At 67.5% G+C, this 15,619-nt stretch carries 19 protein-coding genes; 15 read left to right on the top strand and 4 right to left on the bottom strand.

The window, feature by feature from the left end:
* Nucleotides 1–55: 55 nt before the first annotated feature.
* From M0M48_RS12535 to M0M48_RS12525, 3 genes are read left to right on the top strand one after another with little or no spacing between them, the layout of a single operon-like run.
* The gene (locus M0M48_RS12535) at nt 56–1,021 is read left to right on the top strand and encodes an IS481 family transposase (RefSeq protein ID WP_257750317.1); all 966 of its coding nucleotides are present in this window, start codon (nt 56–58) and stop codon (nt 1,019–1,021) included.
* A gap of 41 nt (nt 1,022–1,062) precedes the next feature.
* On the top strand, nt 1,063–1,722 hold the full coding sequence (locus M0M48_RS12530; protein WP_257751388.1) for a DsbA family protein: 660 nt from the start codon (nt 1,063–1,065) through the stop codon (nt 1,720–1,722).
* Between the two features lie 11 nt (nt 1,723–1,733).
* The gene (locus tag M0M48_RS12525; protein WP_257751387.1) at nt 1,734–2,360 is read left to right on the top strand and encodes a vitamin K epoxide reductase family protein; all 627 of its coding nucleotides are present in this window, start codon (nt 1,734–1,736) and stop codon (nt 2,358–2,360) included.
* Nucleotides 2,361–2,463: 103 nt separating this feature from the next.
* Here M0M48_RS12525 and M0M48_RS31070 read toward each other — a convergent pair whose 3' ends face one another.
* Both M0M48_RS31070 and M0M48_RS12520 read right to left on the bottom strand, forming a co-directional pair.
* Nucleotides 2,464–2,688, bottom strand: coding sequence for a hypothetical protein (locus tag M0M48_RS31070; RefSeq protein WP_374584813.1), 225 nt, complete (start codon nt 2,686–2,688; stop codon nt 2,464–2,466).
* 54 nt (nt 2,689–2,742) lie between these two features.
* On the bottom strand, nt 2,743–3,453 hold the full coding sequence (locus M0M48_RS12520) for a cation diffusion facilitator family transporter (protein ID WP_257751386.1): 711 nt from the start codon (nt 3,451–3,453) through the stop codon (nt 2,743–2,745).
* Nucleotides 3,454–3,683: 230 nt separating this feature from the next.
* On the opposite strand from M0M48_RS12520, the gene M0M48_RS12515 reads away from it, so the two are divergent.
* The 3 genes from M0M48_RS12515 to M0M48_RS12505 all read left to right on the top strand — a co-directional run bounded on the left by M0M48_RS12515 (nt 3,684) and on the right by M0M48_RS12505 (nt 5,962).
* Complete coding sequence (locus tag M0M48_RS12515) at nt 3,684–4,055, top strand: ArsR/SmtB family transcription factor (protein ID WP_257751385.1); 372 nt, start codon at nt 3,684–3,686, stop codon at nt 4,053–4,055.
* 261 nt (nt 4,056–4,316) lie between these two features.
* Nucleotides 4,317–5,444, top strand: a complete 1,128-nt coding sequence (locus M0M48_RS12510; RefSeq protein WP_257751384.1) for a copper resistance D family protein — start codon at nt 4,317–4,319, stop codon at nt 5,442–5,444.
* 173 nt (nt 5,445–5,617) lie between these two features.
* Nucleotides 5,618–5,962 carry a flagellar basal body-associated FliL family protein gene (locus M0M48_RS12505; protein ID WP_257751383.1) on the top strand — a complete coding sequence of 115 codons (345 nt, stop codon included), beginning with the start codon at nt 5,618–5,620 and terminating at the stop codon, nt 5,960–5,962.
* A gap of 273 nt (nt 5,963–6,235) precedes the next feature.
* Here the strand turns inward: M0M48_RS12505 and M0M48_RS12500 are convergent, their stop codons facing one another.
* Together M0M48_RS12500 and M0M48_RS12495 are read right to left on the bottom strand one after the other, a co-directional pair.
* On the bottom strand, nt 6,236–7,183 hold the full coding sequence (locus M0M48_RS12500) for a hypothetical protein (protein ID WP_257751382.1): 948 nt from the start codon (nt 7,181–7,183) through the stop codon (nt 6,236–6,238).
* A 335-nt stretch (nt 7,184–7,518) separates the two neighbouring features.
* Entirely contained in the window at nt 7,519–7,785 is a 267-nt protein-coding gene (locus M0M48_RS12495; protein ID WP_257751381.1) for a DUF4229 domain-containing protein, read from the bottom strand.
* 240 nt (nt 7,786–8,025) lie between these two features.
* Here M0M48_RS12495 and M0M48_RS12490 point away from each other — a divergent pair, with 240 nt between their 5' ends.
* From M0M48_RS12490 to M0M48_RS12450, 9 genes are all read left to right on the top strand, one after another.
* Entirely contained in the window at nt 8,026–8,991 is a 966-nt protein-coding gene (locus tag M0M48_RS12490) for an IS481 family transposase (protein ID WP_257750317.1), read from the top strand.
* Between the two features lie 29 nt (nt 8,992–9,020).
* Nucleotides 9,021–9,467: a helix-turn-helix domain-containing protein gene (locus tag M0M48_RS12485; RefSeq protein ID WP_257751380.1), complete on the top strand. Its 447-nt coding sequence runs from the start codon at nt 9,021–9,023 to the stop codon at nt 9,465–9,467.
* Nucleotides 9,468–9,973: 506 nt separating this feature from the next.
* Complete coding sequence (locus M0M48_RS12480) at nt 9,974–10,465, top strand: SAF domain-containing protein (RefSeq protein WP_257751379.1); 492 nt, start codon at nt 9,974–9,976, stop codon at nt 10,463–10,465.
* 3 nt (nt 10,466–10,468) lie between these two features.
* The gene (locus M0M48_RS12475; RefSeq protein ID WP_257751378.1) at nt 10,469–11,308 is read left to right on the top strand and encodes a MinD/ParA family ATP-binding protein; all 840 of its coding nucleotides are present in this window, start codon (nt 10,469–10,471) and stop codon (nt 11,306–11,308) included.
* A complete protein-coding gene (locus M0M48_RS12470; protein ID WP_257751377.1) occupies nt 11,305–13,005 on the top strand; it encodes a CpaF family protein in 1,701 nt (566 codons plus the stop codon). The genes M0M48_RS12475 and M0M48_RS12470 overlap by 4 nt, the downstream gene beginning before the upstream one ends.
* Complete coding sequence (locus M0M48_RS12465) at nt 13,002–13,952, top strand: type II secretion system F family protein (protein ID WP_257751376.1); 951 nt, start codon at nt 13,002–13,004, stop codon at nt 13,950–13,952. Before M0M48_RS12470 ends, M0M48_RS12465 begins: the two co-directional genes overlap by 4 nt.
* Nucleotides 13,949–14,863, top strand: a complete 915-nt coding sequence (locus M0M48_RS12460) for a type II secretion system F family protein (protein ID WP_257751375.1) — start codon at nt 13,949–13,951, stop codon at nt 14,861–14,863. The genes M0M48_RS12465 and M0M48_RS12460 overlap by 4 nt, the downstream gene beginning before the upstream one ends.
* Nucleotides 14,864–14,934: 71 nt before the next feature.
* A complete protein-coding gene (locus M0M48_RS12455; RefSeq protein ID WP_257751374.1) occupies nt 14,935–15,138 on the top strand; it encodes a hypothetical protein in 204 nt (67 codons plus the stop codon).
* A 17-nt stretch (nt 15,139–15,155) separates the two neighbouring features.
* Nucleotides 15,156–15,617, top strand: coding sequence for a TadE/TadG family type IV pilus assembly protein (locus M0M48_RS12450; protein WP_257751373.1), 462 nt, complete (start codon nt 15,156–15,158; stop codon nt 15,615–15,617).
* Nucleotides 15,618–15,619: the final 2 nt, after the last annotated feature.

The following is a 15,619-nucleotide window of genomic DNA, read 5'->3' as shown; positions in this document are numbered from 1 at the left end:
GAACCTCCGAATGGGATGTGGCTTGTCTAAGGCCCACTCCAACCCGGAGGTTCTCGTGTCCCACGGTAGTGCCCGGCTGACCGTTCACGGTCGGCGCCTGATCGTCCAACGCCACCAAGCAGGCTGGAAACAAGCCCACATCGCTGCGGCGATGGGCGTGTCCCGCAAGTGCGTGAAGACCTGGATCGACCGCTACACCGCCGAAGGCGAAGACGGCCTGGCCACCCGCTCCTCACGCCCCCACTCGATGCCCACCAAGACCAGCAACGAGGTCGAGCAGAAGGTTCTCACCGCGCGTGCCGAGCATCGCGACGGACCCGATGTCCTCGGAGCGAAGGTCGGCGTTCCTGCCCGCACAGTGTCGCGGATCCTGCGCCGCCACCACGTGCCCTACCTTCGCGAGCTGGATCCGATCACCGGCGAGGTGATCCGATCCTCGAAGCAGACCGCGACCCGCTACGAGCGAGAGCGGCCTGGCGAGCTGGTCCACATGGATGTCAAGAAGCTCGGCAAGATCCCCGCCGGCGGCGGCTGGAAGGCTCACGGCCGCGGAGCCGGGTCGATCATGCGCGATCGCAACACCAAGGTCGGGTTCGACTTCGTTCACTCACTCGTCGACGACCACTCCCGCCTGGCCTACAGCGAGGTGCTGCCTGACGAGAAGGGCCCGACCTGCGCCGCGTTCCTCGAGCGCGCGATCGACTACTTCGCAGCCCATGGCATCACCCGGATCGAGCGTCTGATGACAGACAACGCCTGGGCCTACCGATGGTCGCTACGTGCCGTATGCGCCGAGCACGACATCAAGCAGAGGTTCATCAAGCCGCACTGTCCCTGGCAGAACGGGAAGGTGGAGCGCCTCAACCGGACCCTGACCACCGAGTGGGCCTACCGTCGCGCCTTCGCCAGCAACGACGAGCGAGTAGCCGCCCTTGCGCCCTGGCTCGAGCACTACAACACTGAACGCCGCCACAGCGCACTCGGAGGTAAGCCGCCGATCAGCCGGCTGCTACCAACCTGATGGCCGGGTACACCTAGTAGTCGTCGATCGAAGGGTGCGCTATGAAGACCCAGGTGAAGATGTCCCTCGCCCTGGTTGGGGTTTTCGTGATCGCGGTGGCTGTTCTGCTGGTGACGGCAGGTCGGGACGAGGCGAGCCCCGGGTCCGACGCCCCAGGCGGGCGGACGGACAGCCGGCTGGTCCGCGCCGACAGCAGGATCCTGGGGGACAAGGGGAGCACCGACGTCACCTTCGTCGAGTTCCTCGACTTCGAGTGCGAGGCGTGTCGCGCCGCGTACCCGATCGTCGAGCAGCTGCGCGAGACATACAGCGACCGGGTCACCTTCGTCGCCCGCTACTTCCCGCTGCCGGGCCACTTCAACTCGGGGCGAGCTGCCCGCGCGGTCGAGTCCGCCGCCCGGCAGGGCAAGTTCCTCGAGATGTACTCCAAGATGTATGAGACCCAGGCCGAGTGGGGGGAGAAGCAGGAGCCGCTCGACGACCTCTTCCGCAGCTTCGCCGTGGAGCTCGGGCTCGACATGACGACCTACGACACCGACTACTCCTCGGCCGAGGTTGCCTCGCGCGTGCAGCGCGACGTCGACGACGGAACCGCACTCGGCCTCCAGGGAACACCCACCTTCTACCTCGACGGCGAGCTGCTCAGACCTTCCTCCGTCGCCGACTTCGAGAAGGCCATCGAGGACGCACTCGCAAAGTGAACCGGCTGCCGATGAGCCCTGGCGACACCCCTGAGACCGTTGCGACGCCGACAGCCAACCGGGCACTCGCCGTCTTGCTCCTGGTCGGCGGCGCCGTCGGTCTCACTGCTGCCTTCTCCCTGGTCCTGGAGAAGATCGCACTGCTCACCGACGCCAACTACACCCCGACCTGCAGCCTCAACCCGGTCCTCAACTGCGGCTCCGTCATGAAGACGCCGCAGGCCGAGCTCTTCGGCTTCCCCAACCCGCTGATCGGCGTCGCGGCGTTCCCGGTCCTCATCGCCACCGGAGCGATCCTCCTGGCCGGCGCCCGCCCTGCCCGCTGGTACTGGCTCGGGCTACAGGCGGGAGTAACCCTCGGCATGGGGTTCGTCGGATGGCTGATCTTCCAGAGCCTCTACCGCATCGGAGCGCTGTGTCCCTACTGCATGGCGGTGTGGGCCGTCGTCGTGCCAATGTTCTGGTACGTCACCCTCCACAACGCGAGCACGGGGACGTTTGGAGCACGTGCGGCACACTCGCGTGTCGTTCGCGCCCTACGCGAGTGGCACCTGTTCGGTCTCATCGTCCTGGTCCTGACGATCGTGGGACTGGTTCTCGAACAGTTCTGGTACTACTGGCGCACCGTGCTGCTCTGAGCCTCATCGGCCCGTCGCGGCGGGCGGCCCGATCTTGCTGAATCAACATCAGAGCCAGCTTGGCGCAGACCGCCCAGCTGATCGGTCCTGCCCAGGGCCGGCGTCAACCTCGTGGCCTCAGCCATTGCCTGCCGTGACAGCAAGACCTCCTTGTGCCGGAGTAGTGCGCGTCGGACCCACGTGGACCGTGATCGCGTCCAGGCGCTCGCACCCGCTGCACCATCCGCTGCTCGGCTTCGGACGCGATCAGGTGGCCCTGGGCGACCGTCAGGTCGGTGGCGACCGTGATCTCCGCCTCGCCACGGAGCCGGTGGCCGATCCACCGCATCCTGAGCGAGTCGACCGCGAGGACCCCCGAAGCTGCGCGTAGCACCTGCTCGGCTTAGTCGAGGACCTCCGGCTCGACGGCATCCATCAGCCGGCGGTAGATGTCGCGCGCGGCTCCCTTGAGGACGAACAGAATCGCAATCGTGATGAGCAGGCCCACGATCGGGTCGGCCAAGGGGAACCCCGCCATCACGCCGATCGCACCCGCAGCGACCGCCAGCGACGTGAACCCGTCGGTGCGCGCGTGCAGCCCGTTTGCCACCAGCGCAGCCGATCCGATCTTGCGGCCTACCCGGATGCGGTAGACGGCCACGGCCTCGTTCGCCACGAAACCGAGCACGCCCGCTGCCAGCACGACACCGACATTGCTCATCTCGCGTGGGTTGATCAGGCGATCGATTGACTCGTACCCCGCGATCACCGCCGACAGGGCGATCATCGCAACGATGAAGACCACGGCCAGGTCTTCGGCGCCACCGTAGCCGTAGGTGTATCGCCGGGTGGGTGCCCGACGGGCGAGCACGAACGCGATCCACAGCGGAACCGCCGTCAAGGCGTCGGAGAAGTTGTGGATGGTGTCGGCCAGCAGAGCCACCGAACCGGTCAGCAGGACGATGGCCAGCTGGGCCACCGCGGTCAGCCCCAGGATGACCAGACTGATCTTCAGTGCACGGATTCCCTCGACGCTCGACTCCAACGCAGAGTCGATCGAGTCCGCGGCATCGTGGCTGTGCGGCTTGAAGATCGACAGCACGAAGCCCTTCACTCCGCCGGCGTGCCCATGGCCGTGCGCCTCTCCCTGACCCTCGTGCCCGTGCCCGTGCCCGTGCCCGTGCCCGTGCCCATGCCCGTGGCCGACGGGTGGGGGAGTGTCGTGGTCGGGACTGCTGTCGGCGGGTTGCGTTGGGTCCGGAGGCGTCGAGGTCATGAGATCAATGTCGAGTCATGTGCATAGGTATGCACATGACGAGGATGGGACTGAGATAGGGTCGTCCCGTGGGAGATGCCGGGATGGAGAGGCCGCAGGCCGCCGAGTCGACGTCCGGGCATCCAGACGAACTTTCCGAGGACCAGGTCGCCGCCGCCGTCACCTCGTTCGCGCTCTTGGCGGAGGGAACCCGCTTGCGGATGCTGTGGGCCCTTCGCGATGGCCAGCTCGATGTAGCGTCGCTCGCCACCGCGGCCGGATGCACGCCCGCCGCGGCCAGCCAGCACCTGTCCAAGCTTCGCTTCGCCGGACTGGTGGTCGGCACCCGCGACGGCCGAAGGGTCCTCTACCGACTGCGCGGAGGGCACGTCCGCAACCTTCTGGTCGAAGCTCTCTTCCACGCCGATCACCAGGTCACCGGCGCGCAGGTCCACGAGTAGCCCGTTCCGGGCGGCTCGGTCGATCTGGCAACCGATTTCGGGAAGCCCTCGGCTGGTCGGTTCAAGGCTGTGCGCCGACGGCCGATGGAGCGATCGTCCACTCGCTCCCGAACGCCCGGCGAAACGACCATCCGGGCGACATGCATCGAGTTGCCGTCTCCAGCTACTATGAGGATTAGTAGAAAGCGGAGCCCGAGATGTAGCCGCCGGTCGGCGGGACCCCTGGGGTCGTAGGAATCGGTAGGGCGAAGGAGCAGCGGGGTGACGCACCGGTCTGCCGCTCTTGCAATGCTGGTCGGCTCCATCTTGATCGGCGGCGTGGCTTTGGCCGTCCTCACCGCGACAGACCCTCAGCCCGCCCTGGGCCTGGGCCTACCCGACGCCGGCGCGACTACCCGTTGGGGGCTTCCCGTCGCGCGGGGCGTTCGCGACCTCTCGGCGGCGGCCACAATCGGTCTGTTGTTCGTCGTGGCGGTCTTATTGCCGCGCGACGCTCGCGCACGCCCTCGCCTGGCCGAGGCACGAGCTCGGGGCATCACGGCGTCGACCATCGGCGCCGGGGTGTGGGCGATCGCCAGCGCGGCAGTCCTCGTACTCACCTACTCCGACACGGCCGGCATCCCAGTCCTCGAGCCCAGCCTGTGGTCCACGATGCCGACGTACTTCCGCAGCGTCGAGCTCGGTCAGGCCAACCTGATCGGCACCGCCATGATCACGGCCGTCGCCGTTGGCTGCCTGGTCGCACGAAAGGTTGACGGCACCGAGGTAGCAGTCCTCCTCGGCTCGCTCGCGGCCCTGTGGCCCATCGCAACCACCGGCCACGCTTCCACCGACGCCAACCACCAGCAGTCCGTACTCCTGCTGTTCTCCCACCTCGTCGCCGTGAGCATCTGGTTCGGAGGACTGGCGGCCTTCGGATTCCTTCAAGACCAGATCGGACGCTACCGAGACGCGGTGCTCCGCCGATACTCAGTCACCGCGACCTGCTGCCTGGCGCTGGTGGCCCTGTCCGGTGTGGTCAGCGCGGTGCTCCGACTCGGCTCATGGTCCGCGCTGAGCTCCCCCTACGGTGCCGTGATCGCAGCCAAAGCAACTCTGCTGCTCGCGCTGGGAGCCGTCGGCTTCCTCCACCGTCGACGACTCGTCGACAAGACGCCGACCTGGACTGCTCGAGCTCGCCGCCGATTCACCGCCCTCGCCGGCGTCGAGTTGCTCGTCATGTGCGTCGCAGTCGCCCTGGGGATCGCGCTCGGGCGCACCCCGCCGCCCGACCCCTCGCCGGCGACGACACGACACCTGGTTGATCGGTCCCAAGGGGCGACGTCCGAGCAGAGGCGAGCCGCACCGTGGTGTGGGGAGGCCGAGCGGCCCGACTCCTATTCTTCATAGTAGATAACCTCAAGAATGGGGCGCGCGGCGCCGAATACACAGGGCAGAAGATCAGCCAAGCCCAGGAGCAACCGATGCCCCAAACAACAACCGAGACGAGTTCCGGGCCGCCGAAAAGTCCCCAGCCCCAGCCCAGCGGCAAACGTCTGACGAGGTGGATAGCCCTGATCTGTGTGCTCACCGCTGCAGGCGGAGTCGCCTGGCTCAAGTTCCAGCCAGGTAAGGACAAGGAGCCAGAGCCCGGCGAAGTGATGGTCCTCGAACCCGTGCAGCTGAACCTGGCCGCCGGCAGGTACTTGAGGATCGGCATCGCCCTCCAACTCGCTGAGGGCATCAAGGAAGTCGACGGATCACAAGCGCTCGACGCCACGATCACCCGATTCTCCGGACTGCCTCTCTCAGCCGTCGACGACGCCAAAGAACGCGACCAACTGAAGGCCGCGCTGACCGACGAACTCACTCGCCTCTACCCCGACGAGGTCCTCGACAGCTACTTCGTCGAGTTCGTAACCCAATGAACGAGGTAGGTCGGCCTTCAACCGACCTGGAGCGACACGGGAGTGGGCACTTCGGCAACGCCTGACGTGCGTCTACGCCCGCCTCTGCACCGATCCGATCGGCGGCAAGGTTGGCCTGGACGCACTACCTCGAAGCACTCCCGGGGGTCACGCACGACCGGCGCCTGGGTCTTCGTGGGAGACAACTTCACGACCGAGATCGGCCTCAGCCCGTCCTGATCAGTGCGGTCCGGGCGGGCCCGGCCTCCACAGGAAATGCACCGCCGGTGACTTCTACCCTCGCTCCGAGGCTTCGTGGCCCCCATCCCGCTGGGGAATCGGACGCCGTTTGAAGATGTAAACCCCGTGCCCTACCTCGGGCGGCAGGACCATTCCGCTGAGAGTCTCGTCCATGGAGAAGTCGAAGGCCTGCTGCTGTCGATAGGACGTCCAGTTTCCGGTACTGAGCTCGCTGGTGGACGAGATCACGATGTAGAGCTCCACGCTGGGGGTGGCGAACACGTGCTTCTCGAAGTCGTTGCCGGCCGGGGGCCAGGAGCAGATCACGACCTCCGGCTGGTGCTCTCGCAACGCCGTCCGGGCATCTTGGCGAAGAACGGCACCGGGAAAGGTGATGGTGTCGTTCCAGCTGTAGTTGTCGGTCGCGGTGACATCGACGCCCGCCTCGGTCAAGCACCGTGCCAGGGTTCCGTCACCGGCCGCGATCTCGAGACACGGCCGGTCGCCGATCAGCTCCGCGAGGCGGGAAACCAGCTTGGAGGAGTAGAAGCACCAGATGCCCTTGGGCTGAACCAACGGCATCAAGAGCCGACGCTGGGAGAGCATGGGCCACACCAGCCGGAACAACCCAAGCGCGACAGGCTTACGCTCCAAGTCGCGCCTGAACAGCAGCTTCTGGGCAACGAATCCATTGATGAGGTTGAACCGAATCCGACCCTCGGAAACGCCAGTCGACGACCGTACGATCGCGTGCTTGAGGAGATGTACCGTCATCTGTCGCTGTGCCTCGGCCCTGACCCGCTCGCGGGCGGGACGCACCCGACTGCCAGGGAGATTCTGCGCAGGACGGGACGCCTCGAGGATGTAGGCCTTGATCTCCTCCTCGTCGTTCCGAGCAACCACCTGAGCGACATCGTGATGAACCCGTTCCCATTCAGCCGGGAACCGCTCTTTCAGGTCACTCAACGAGTGCCGCCCTCGCAGCCACTCGAGGTCCTCCACTGGCCGACCCCCGCGGCGAGGCTTCTTCTCGCAGGCACCCGACAGGTGGTGCTCCCCGGACGGCACCGACGACGGTACCGACGACGTCGAACTCACCGTCCGCGGTTGCAGCTGTGCGCGAGCGGAGCGCAACGATTTGGAATTGACGGTTGCGGCCACGCCATCTGATTCGGCTGAGACCCTGCGGAGCTGAACTGGAAGGACCATTCAGTCCCGCTCACCCCCGGAGCCGGCCGAGATCCCTGCCCCCAGCCAACTCTGTGGCTGTTCGCTGCGACACCCACGGCCCCTACGAAAAGGCGCGGCACCCCAGGTCAGTCCTGGTGACCCAGGGGTCAGTCCGCGGAGCTGTCTTCCTTGGACCGCATCTCCTCGTACTTCTCGGTCATCCGCCCAGCGTGCTGCTCAACCTTCACAGCAAGAGCGTTCCGCTGACGCGCGAGGACGATGTACGACGCGACCCCGCTGGCGAGGAAGGCGATGACGAGGACAAGCAACAGGTTCACGTTTTCGTCGATCATGAACCACGCCCCGAACGCGATGCAGAACGCGCCGACAAACAGTCCTGCGCGCAAGGCTGCGTAGATCCAAAACTCCTTCACCTCACGGAGCCTAGGCCAGACACCTACTGAAACAAGTCGCCGTAGGAGCCGTTGACCATTTAGGAGGTTCGGCAGGGACGTACGCAGGCGACCGAGAGGATCACTCGCGACGACAGCTCCCTCATGCTGCGACTAGTTGTACCCGGCCAGGACGTTGGTAGCGGCGAGCCTGGTTGAACGAACGAGAACCTCCGAATGGGATGTGGCTTGTCTAAGGCCCACTCCAACCCGGAGGTTCTCGTGTCCCACGGTAGTGCCCGGCTGACCGTTCACGGTCGGCGCCTGATCGTCCAACGCCACCAAGCAGGCTGGAAACAAGCCCACATCGCTGCGGCGATGGGCGTGTCCCGCAAGTGCGTGAAGACCTGGATCGACCGCTACACCGCCGAAGGCGAAGACGGCCTGGCCACCCGCTCCTCACGCCCCCACTCGATGCCCACCAAGACCAGCAACGAGGTCGAGCAGAAGGTTCTCACCGCGCGTGCCGAGCATCGCGACGGACCCGATGTCCTCGGAGCGAAGGTCGGCGTTCCTGCCCGCACAGTGTCGCGGATCCTGCGCCGCCACCACGTGCCCTACCTTCGCGAGCTGGATCCGATCACCGGCGAGGTGATCCGATCCTCGAAGCAGACCGCGACCCGCTACGAGCGAGAGCGGCCTGGCGAGCTGGTCCACATGGATGTCAAGAAGCTCGGCAAGATCCCCGCCGGCGGCGGCTGGAAGGCTCACGGCCGCGGAGCCGGGTCGATCATGCGCGATCGCAACACCAAGGTCGGGTTCGACTTCGTTCACTCACTCGTCGACGACCACTCCCGCCTGGCCTACAGCGAGGTGCTGCCTGACGAGAAGGGCCCGACCTGCGCCGCGTTCCTCGAGCGCGCGATCGACTACTTCGCAGCCCATGGCATCACCCGGATCGAGCGTCTGATGACAGACAACGCCTGGGCCTACCGATGGTCGCTACGTGCCGTATGCGCCGAGCACGACATCAAGCAGAGGTTCATCAAGCCGCACTGTCCCTGGCAGAACGGGAAGGTGGAGCGCCTCAACCGGACCCTGACCACCGAGTGGGCCTACCGTCGCGCCTTCGCCAGCAACGACGAGCGAGTAGCCGCCCTTGCGCCCTGGCTCGAGCACTACAACACTGAACGCCGCCACAGCGCACTCGGAGGTAAGCCGCCGATCAGCCGGCTGCTACCAACCTGATGGCCGGGTACAACTAGTGTCTGTCAGCGATGGTTTCCGGACTCGACCCCTCAGTGCTGCGCGCCGCTCGCGAGAAGGCAGGCTTGACCCAGCATGAGTTGGCGCGTCTCGTTGGTGCCGCTGGTGGGGAGCGCATATCTCGTTGGGAGCTGGGCGCGTCGGTCCCTCGGCCGGATTTCTTGGTGAAGCTTGCTAGAGCCCTCGACATCCCGACCCTTCGTCTCATTCACATGGATGGTGAAGTTCCTGATCTCAGGGCACTTCGTTTGAAGGCCGGGCTGACGGTGCCCGAGTTGGCTGCGGCCGTCAACGTGGCTGTGCCGACCTACTACGCCTGGGAGCAAGGCCGTTGGACCCGACTCCCAGCAGCCACGCAGCTTGACAGCCTCGCCCGTGCGTTAGCGGACACAATTGACGTCGTCGTCGCGGCCTTCCAGGAAGCCCGAAAGCAGCGTCTGCGGCGTGGGCAGGTCTAGCGCTGCAGATGAGCGGTGGCTCCGAGACTGTGCGTAATCCACAAGGGGAAATTCGAACCGAAAAGTCCGCATGATCTGTGGTCCCATGGACCTGGACGTTCGGTGCGTGCCAGCGCTCAGTCCCATCGGGGGGACTGGGCCACGCAACCACTTCCGGTCAGGACTCGGGCGATGACATCTCGGAATCGGTCAGCTGTGGATAACGATCTGTTCGATAGAAGTGCACTAGTGTGTTTCTATCGAGTCGGGTTGGTGATGACCGCTCCCGGCGCGTCTTGACACGTAGGTGATCGAGACAAGAGAGGACTCGGGGATCCATGTCGATGAACACTGCTCAACAAGCACGGGACGAGGTTGGCGCCAGCATCAAGGCACCTCCCGACCACAACCATTTCCCACGGCTGAGGCGCCGCCGCAGGCTTTGGGTCCTGGCACTCTGCGCGGCTCTTGTCGCTGCCGGCGGCCTGGGTGTCGCGTTCGTCTTCACCTCGGTTAACGACACCCAAGTGGTCCTGGTCGTCAGCAGCGACATCAAGCGTGGCGAGACCATCGAGGCCGGTGACCTCTCGGTCGTGCGGGTTAGCGTCGACCCGGCGTTGACCCCGGTCCCCGGCAGCCGGAAGGCCGAGCTCGAGGGCAGCCGCGCCGCCGTCGACCTGTGGGCCGGCACCTTGCTCACTGAGCAGGCCGTGGCCGACAACCTGGTGCCGGGGGAGGGGGAGTCCCTGGTGGGCATCAGCCTGACTCCCGCCCAGATGCCCGCGGAGCGCCTCTACGGCGGCGACGTCGTCCGGATCGTTACCACGCCCGGCGACCAGGGCGAGATCACCGACAAGGAGCCGGTCACCATCGAGGCCACCGTCGTTGGAGTTAACCGGGGCGAGGAGACGGGGGAGACCGTCGTCGACGTCGCGGTGCCCGAAGCCGAGGCGGCCGAACTGGCTGCCCGCGCCGCCACCGGACGGGTCGCACTCGTCCTGGACGCCCGGGAGCGCTGAGGCATGGCGCTGATCGTCCTGGCCTCCGCGAACGGTTCGCCCGGCGTGTCCACCACGGCGCTCGGGCTCACCCTCAATTGGCACCGACCCGTGCTCTTGGCCGACGCCGACCCGACCGGATCCTCCTCGGTCTTCGCCGGCTACTTCCACGGCACCCAGGAGCCGACCGGCGGCCTGATCAACCTGGCCCTCTCCCTGCGCGAGGGAGGACTGGCCGACGCACTGCCCCGCGAGACGCTGCTGCTGGACCCCGAAGCGCCGGCCGAGCGCTCGGCCTGGTTCCTGCCCGGCATCCGGGCCCACGAGCAGGCTCCCAGCCTGCTGCCCCTGTGGGATCCGCTCACCGAGCAGCTGCGCGCCCTGGAGCGCAACGGCCAGGACGTCATCATCGATGCCGGCCGGCTCGGCCTCGCCGGCTGGCCCCAGCCGCTCATCGCCGCCTCCGACCTGACCCTGCTGGTCACCCGCAGCTCGCTGCCGGCACTAGCCGGCGCCACCAGCTGGGCCAAGACCCTGCGGGGACAGTTCGCCGCGGTCGGTGGCCTGTCTCGTCTCGGGGTCCTCCTCGTCGACGAGGAGCGCCGCTGGCCCACGGTTCCCACCGGAGCCCGCGTCCGCCCCTACACCGCACGTCACATCGCCAAGGCCCTGCAGATCCCCGTGGCCTCTTCGGTGGACTGGGAGCCCGAGACGGCCGAGGTCTACTCCCACGGCGCCCGCAAGCCCCGCAAGTTCGAGTCCTCCGGACTCTTGCGCGGCTATCGGGCCAGCGCCGCGGCGATCGGTTCCATCCTCGCCGCCAACCAGGCCGCCCTCGCTCCCACGAACGGAGGCCACGCATGAGCACCAACGGACACCACCCGGACAGCTCGGGGACCAACGGCCGTGACCCGCTGCGCGCCGACGAGTGGCTTGAGGCACGTCACGCCGCGACCCGCGAGCAGACCTCACCGTTCGCCCGCGGCCGCGGCACCAACGGCACACCGCCGCCCCCGCCCCCGGCGCCGGTCATCGAGGACCACGACCCGACCTCTCTGCCGATCTTCGCCGGCGCCTGGACCAGCGAAGGCGAGGGTCAGCCGCCCGGCCGCGCCCGCTCGGAGTTCAGCCTGCGCCCGTTGGTGACGCCCGCGGAGGACCACATCCACGGCGCGGATGGCGAGGTCGAGCTGGACTGGGAGCTGATCGCGCAGTACCGCGCGGAGATCTCGTCGCGACTGACCGCCCGGCTCGACAAGGAAGGTGGCCGGGTCACCGAGGAGGACCGCGAGCAGATGGGCCTCGTCGTAATCGAGGAGTTCATCAAGTCCGAGGCCGAGACGCTGGTCTCCACCGGTCGGCCGCCATGGACCACGGGCCAGGAGAAGGCACTCAAGTCCGCCCTCCATGCCGCCCTGTTCGGACTCGGCCGCCTGCAGCCCCTGGTCGAGCGCGAGGACGTCGAGAACATCATCGTCATCGCCCGCGGCCCCGTCTGCTCGGTGTGGCTGGAGCTGATCGACGGCACCCTGGTCGAGGCCGCCCCGATCGCCGACTCCGAGGACGAGCTGCGCGAGTTCCTCGCCGATCTCGGCGCCCGGCAGAACCGGCCCTTCACCGAGGCCCGCCCGCACCTGGACCTCCGGCTGCCCGGGGGAGCGCGGCTCGCGGCCGGCTCCTGGGTGATGGCCTACACCTCGGTTGTGATCCGGCGCCACGGCATGCGCGAGGTGTCGCTGGACGAGATGGTCTACGACCGCAAGGCCTGCAGCCCGGTCCTGGCCGACTTCGCCGCCGCCTGCGTGCGCGCCGGCAAGAGCATCGTCGTCTCCGGCGTCCAAGGCAGCGGCAAGACCACCTGGGTCCGCGCCCTGGCTTCCTGCATCCCTCCCTGGGAGATGATCGGCACCTTCGAGACCGAGTTCGAGCTGCACCTGCACGAGCTCGTCGACCGGCACAAGATCGTCCACGCCTGGGAGCACCGCCCCGGATCCGGCGAGGTCGGCATCGACGGCCGCCAGGCCGGTGAGTTCAGCCTCGAGGAGGCCATCCACCACTCCTTCCGGTTCAACCTCGCCCGCCAGATCGTCGGCGAGGTCCGCGGCCCCGAGGTCTGGAACATGCTCAAGGCCATGGAGTCCGGCCCGGGCTCGATCAGCACCACCCACGCCCGCAGCGCCGAGCACACCATCGAAAAGCTCGTCTCCTGCGCCATGGAGAAAGGCCCCCAGGTCACCCGCGAGCTGGCCATCAGCAAGCTCGCCGCAGCGATCGACATCGTGATGTACCTGCGCTCGGAGGTCATCCCCAACCCCAACAACTCGGGCGACGGCAGATTCCGCAAGCAGCGCTGGGTCGAGGAGGTCCTGGTCGTCCAGCCCAGCATCGACGCCGCCCGCGGGTACGCGACCACCCCGATCTTCGCCCCCAACAAGCTCGGCCACGCCGTGGCCACCGGAAAGCTCGACAACTTCCTCGCCCAGGAGCTGGCCCGCCACGGGTTCGACCTCGAGGCGTACAAGGCCGAGTCCCAGGCCAACCCGGGGATGGCCACCTCATGAGCCCAACATCATCAGCGTTCCTGCCTGCCGTCTTCGGCGCCCTCATCGTCATCGGCCTGATCGGCATGGCCTATGCGCTGATCCCGGCACCGGTCGACGAGGCCAAGCCGCCGCGGCCTACCCGGGCCGTCACCCCGTTCGGTCGGCTCGGGAAGTGGTTCGTCCGGCTCGACCGGCGCACCCGGGTCCTGATGGTCGGCGGTGCCGTGGCCGGCCTCCTGGTCGCGCTGGTGACCGGCTGGGTGATCGCGATCGTGCTCGTCCCGGCCGGGATCATCGGTATCCCGCTGCTGCTCACGCCCCCGCCGGCGGCCGCCAGCATCGAGAAGCTCGAGGCGCTCGAGGAGTGGACGCGGTCCCTCTCAGGCAAGCTGACCGCCGGACAGTCCCTGCGCTCGGCGCTCATCAAGTCCCTGCAGTCCGCGCCGGCGCCGATCGAGCGCGAGGTCGGACTGATGGTCTCCCGGCTGTGGAACAACACCGCCACCACCGAGGACGTGCTGCGCGCCTTCGCCGAGGACCTCAACGACTCCACCGGCGACGTCGTGGCCAGCCAGCTGATCCTGGCTGCCAGCGGCCGTGGCCAGGCCGGTCTGTCGAAGGCGCTGGACGCCCTCGCCGAGACCGTCGCCTCCGACGTGCGCGCCCGCCGCCAGATCGCCGCCGACCAGGCCAAGCCACGCACCACCGCCCGCACCGTCACCGTGATCACCCTCGGGGTGCTCGGCATGCTCGCCTTCACCGGCGACTACATCGAGCCCTACGGCTCCCCGCTGGGCCAGGTCATCCTTGCCGTCCTGCTCTCGGCCTACGTGGCCACGCTGCTATGGATGCGCCGGATGGCGGTCGCCAAGCCGCTCCCGAGGTTCCTCGACCTCCCGGCCCGCAACGCGCACCGCGCCGCCCAGCGCACGGCACCGGTCGAGAACCAAGGAGCACTCGCATGACCGGCCTTCAGATCGCCCTCGCCAGCGGCGCCCTCCTCGGGCTGGCCCTCGCCCTGCTCGTGTGGCGAATCGCGCCGTCCGATCCTGATCTGGTCGACGCCCTGGACCGCCTCTCGCCCGACCACGTCGTGCCCCGCCGCACCGCCCACGGCCTCGACGACGCCGCAACTGACACCGGGGCGGCCGTCGACCGGATCGGCCTGTGGGCGATGAAGAACCTGCCCGGCGGTGCCTGGGCACACACACCCCGCAAGGACCTGGCGCTACTGCAGATCAGCGAGACCCGCTTCTACGGCGAGAAGGTCGTCTGGGCGATGCTCGGGCTGATCATGCCGCCGCTGCTGGCGGGATTCTTCCGCCTGATCGGGCTCCCGCTCCCGTTCGCGATCCCCACGCTCGGGTCGCTGGCCCTGGCAGCCCTGTTCTGGTTCATGCCCAACTACAACGCCGCCGATGACGCCAAGAAGGCCCGCATCGAGTTCAGCCGCGCCCTGGGCGCCTACATCGACATGGTCGCCACCGGCGTACGCGACGGCTCCAGCGGCCAGCAGGCGCTGCGCCAGGCGGCCGAAGTCGGCGACACCTGGGTCTTCAAGCGGATCGAGAGCGAGCTGCGCCGCGCCCGCTACATGACCCGTGCGCCCTGGGACTCCCTGCACGGTCTGGCCGACGAGCTCGGCGTCCCCGAGCTGGACGACCTCGCCGACATCATGCAGCAGTCCGGCCAGGACGGAGCCCAGATCTACAACAACCTCCGGGCCCGTGCAGCCGCACTCCGCTCGGCGATGCTCAGCGCCGAGATCGGCAAGGCCAACGCCACCTCCGAGCGCATGTACATCCCCGCCAGCCTGCTTGGCGTCGTCTTCATGGCGATCCTCGTCGCCCCCTCGATGCTCCGCTTCACCACCTGACCGACCTAACACCGACCGCAAGAAACCCGGTCACCCAGACCGCAACACCCGAACAGGAAGGAAGAACCCCGATGTTGAAGCTCTTCATCGCCCTCCAGCTGGCGGCGCTGACCACGCTCGCCTCCCTCGAGGACCGCGTCATCAGGCAGCGAGACGAGCGCGGCTCCGTCACGATCGAGCAGGTCATCTGGGCCGGCGCCGTGATCGTCATCGTCGGCATCGTCGTCGCGGCCATCAAGTTCTTCGTGACCAGCGAGTCCGCCAAGATCAAGTAGCCGGGACCGATCTCGCCATGTTCGCCAGCCTCCACCGCCGCCGCAGCCGGGACGAGCGCGGGTCAGTGACCATCCAGATGGTCTTCCTGATGCCCGCGCTCTTCCTGCTGATGTTCCTCGGCCTCCAGGGCGCCCTGTACTACCACGCGAAGCAGGTAGCGCTCGCGGCCGCGCAAGAGGGCGCCCGCGAGGCAGGCAGCGAGACCGGCACCCGCGAGGCCGGTGTGGCCACGGCGAACACGTTCCTCCAGGACGCCGGCGGCGCCGACGTGATGACCTCCACCAGCGTCTCCGGATCACGGACCACGACCACCGCCACGATCACCGTCACCGGCCAGTCCATGAGCGTGATCCCCGGCTGGCACGTCACCGTCACCCAGAGCGCCAGCGTCCCGGTCGAAAGGCTGACCGAACCCTCCGGTGGGTTCGCGAATTCCGAAGGGTCGTCGGCTTGGAACTCGGGGGTTGGGGAGCGGTGATG

The organism is Pimelobacter simplex (genome assembly GCF_024662235.1).
Lineage (GTDB): Bacteria > Actinomycetota > Actinomycetes > Propionibacteriales > Nocardioidaceae > Nocardioides.
This window is presented reverse-complemented; position numbering and strand designations above follow the sequence as displayed.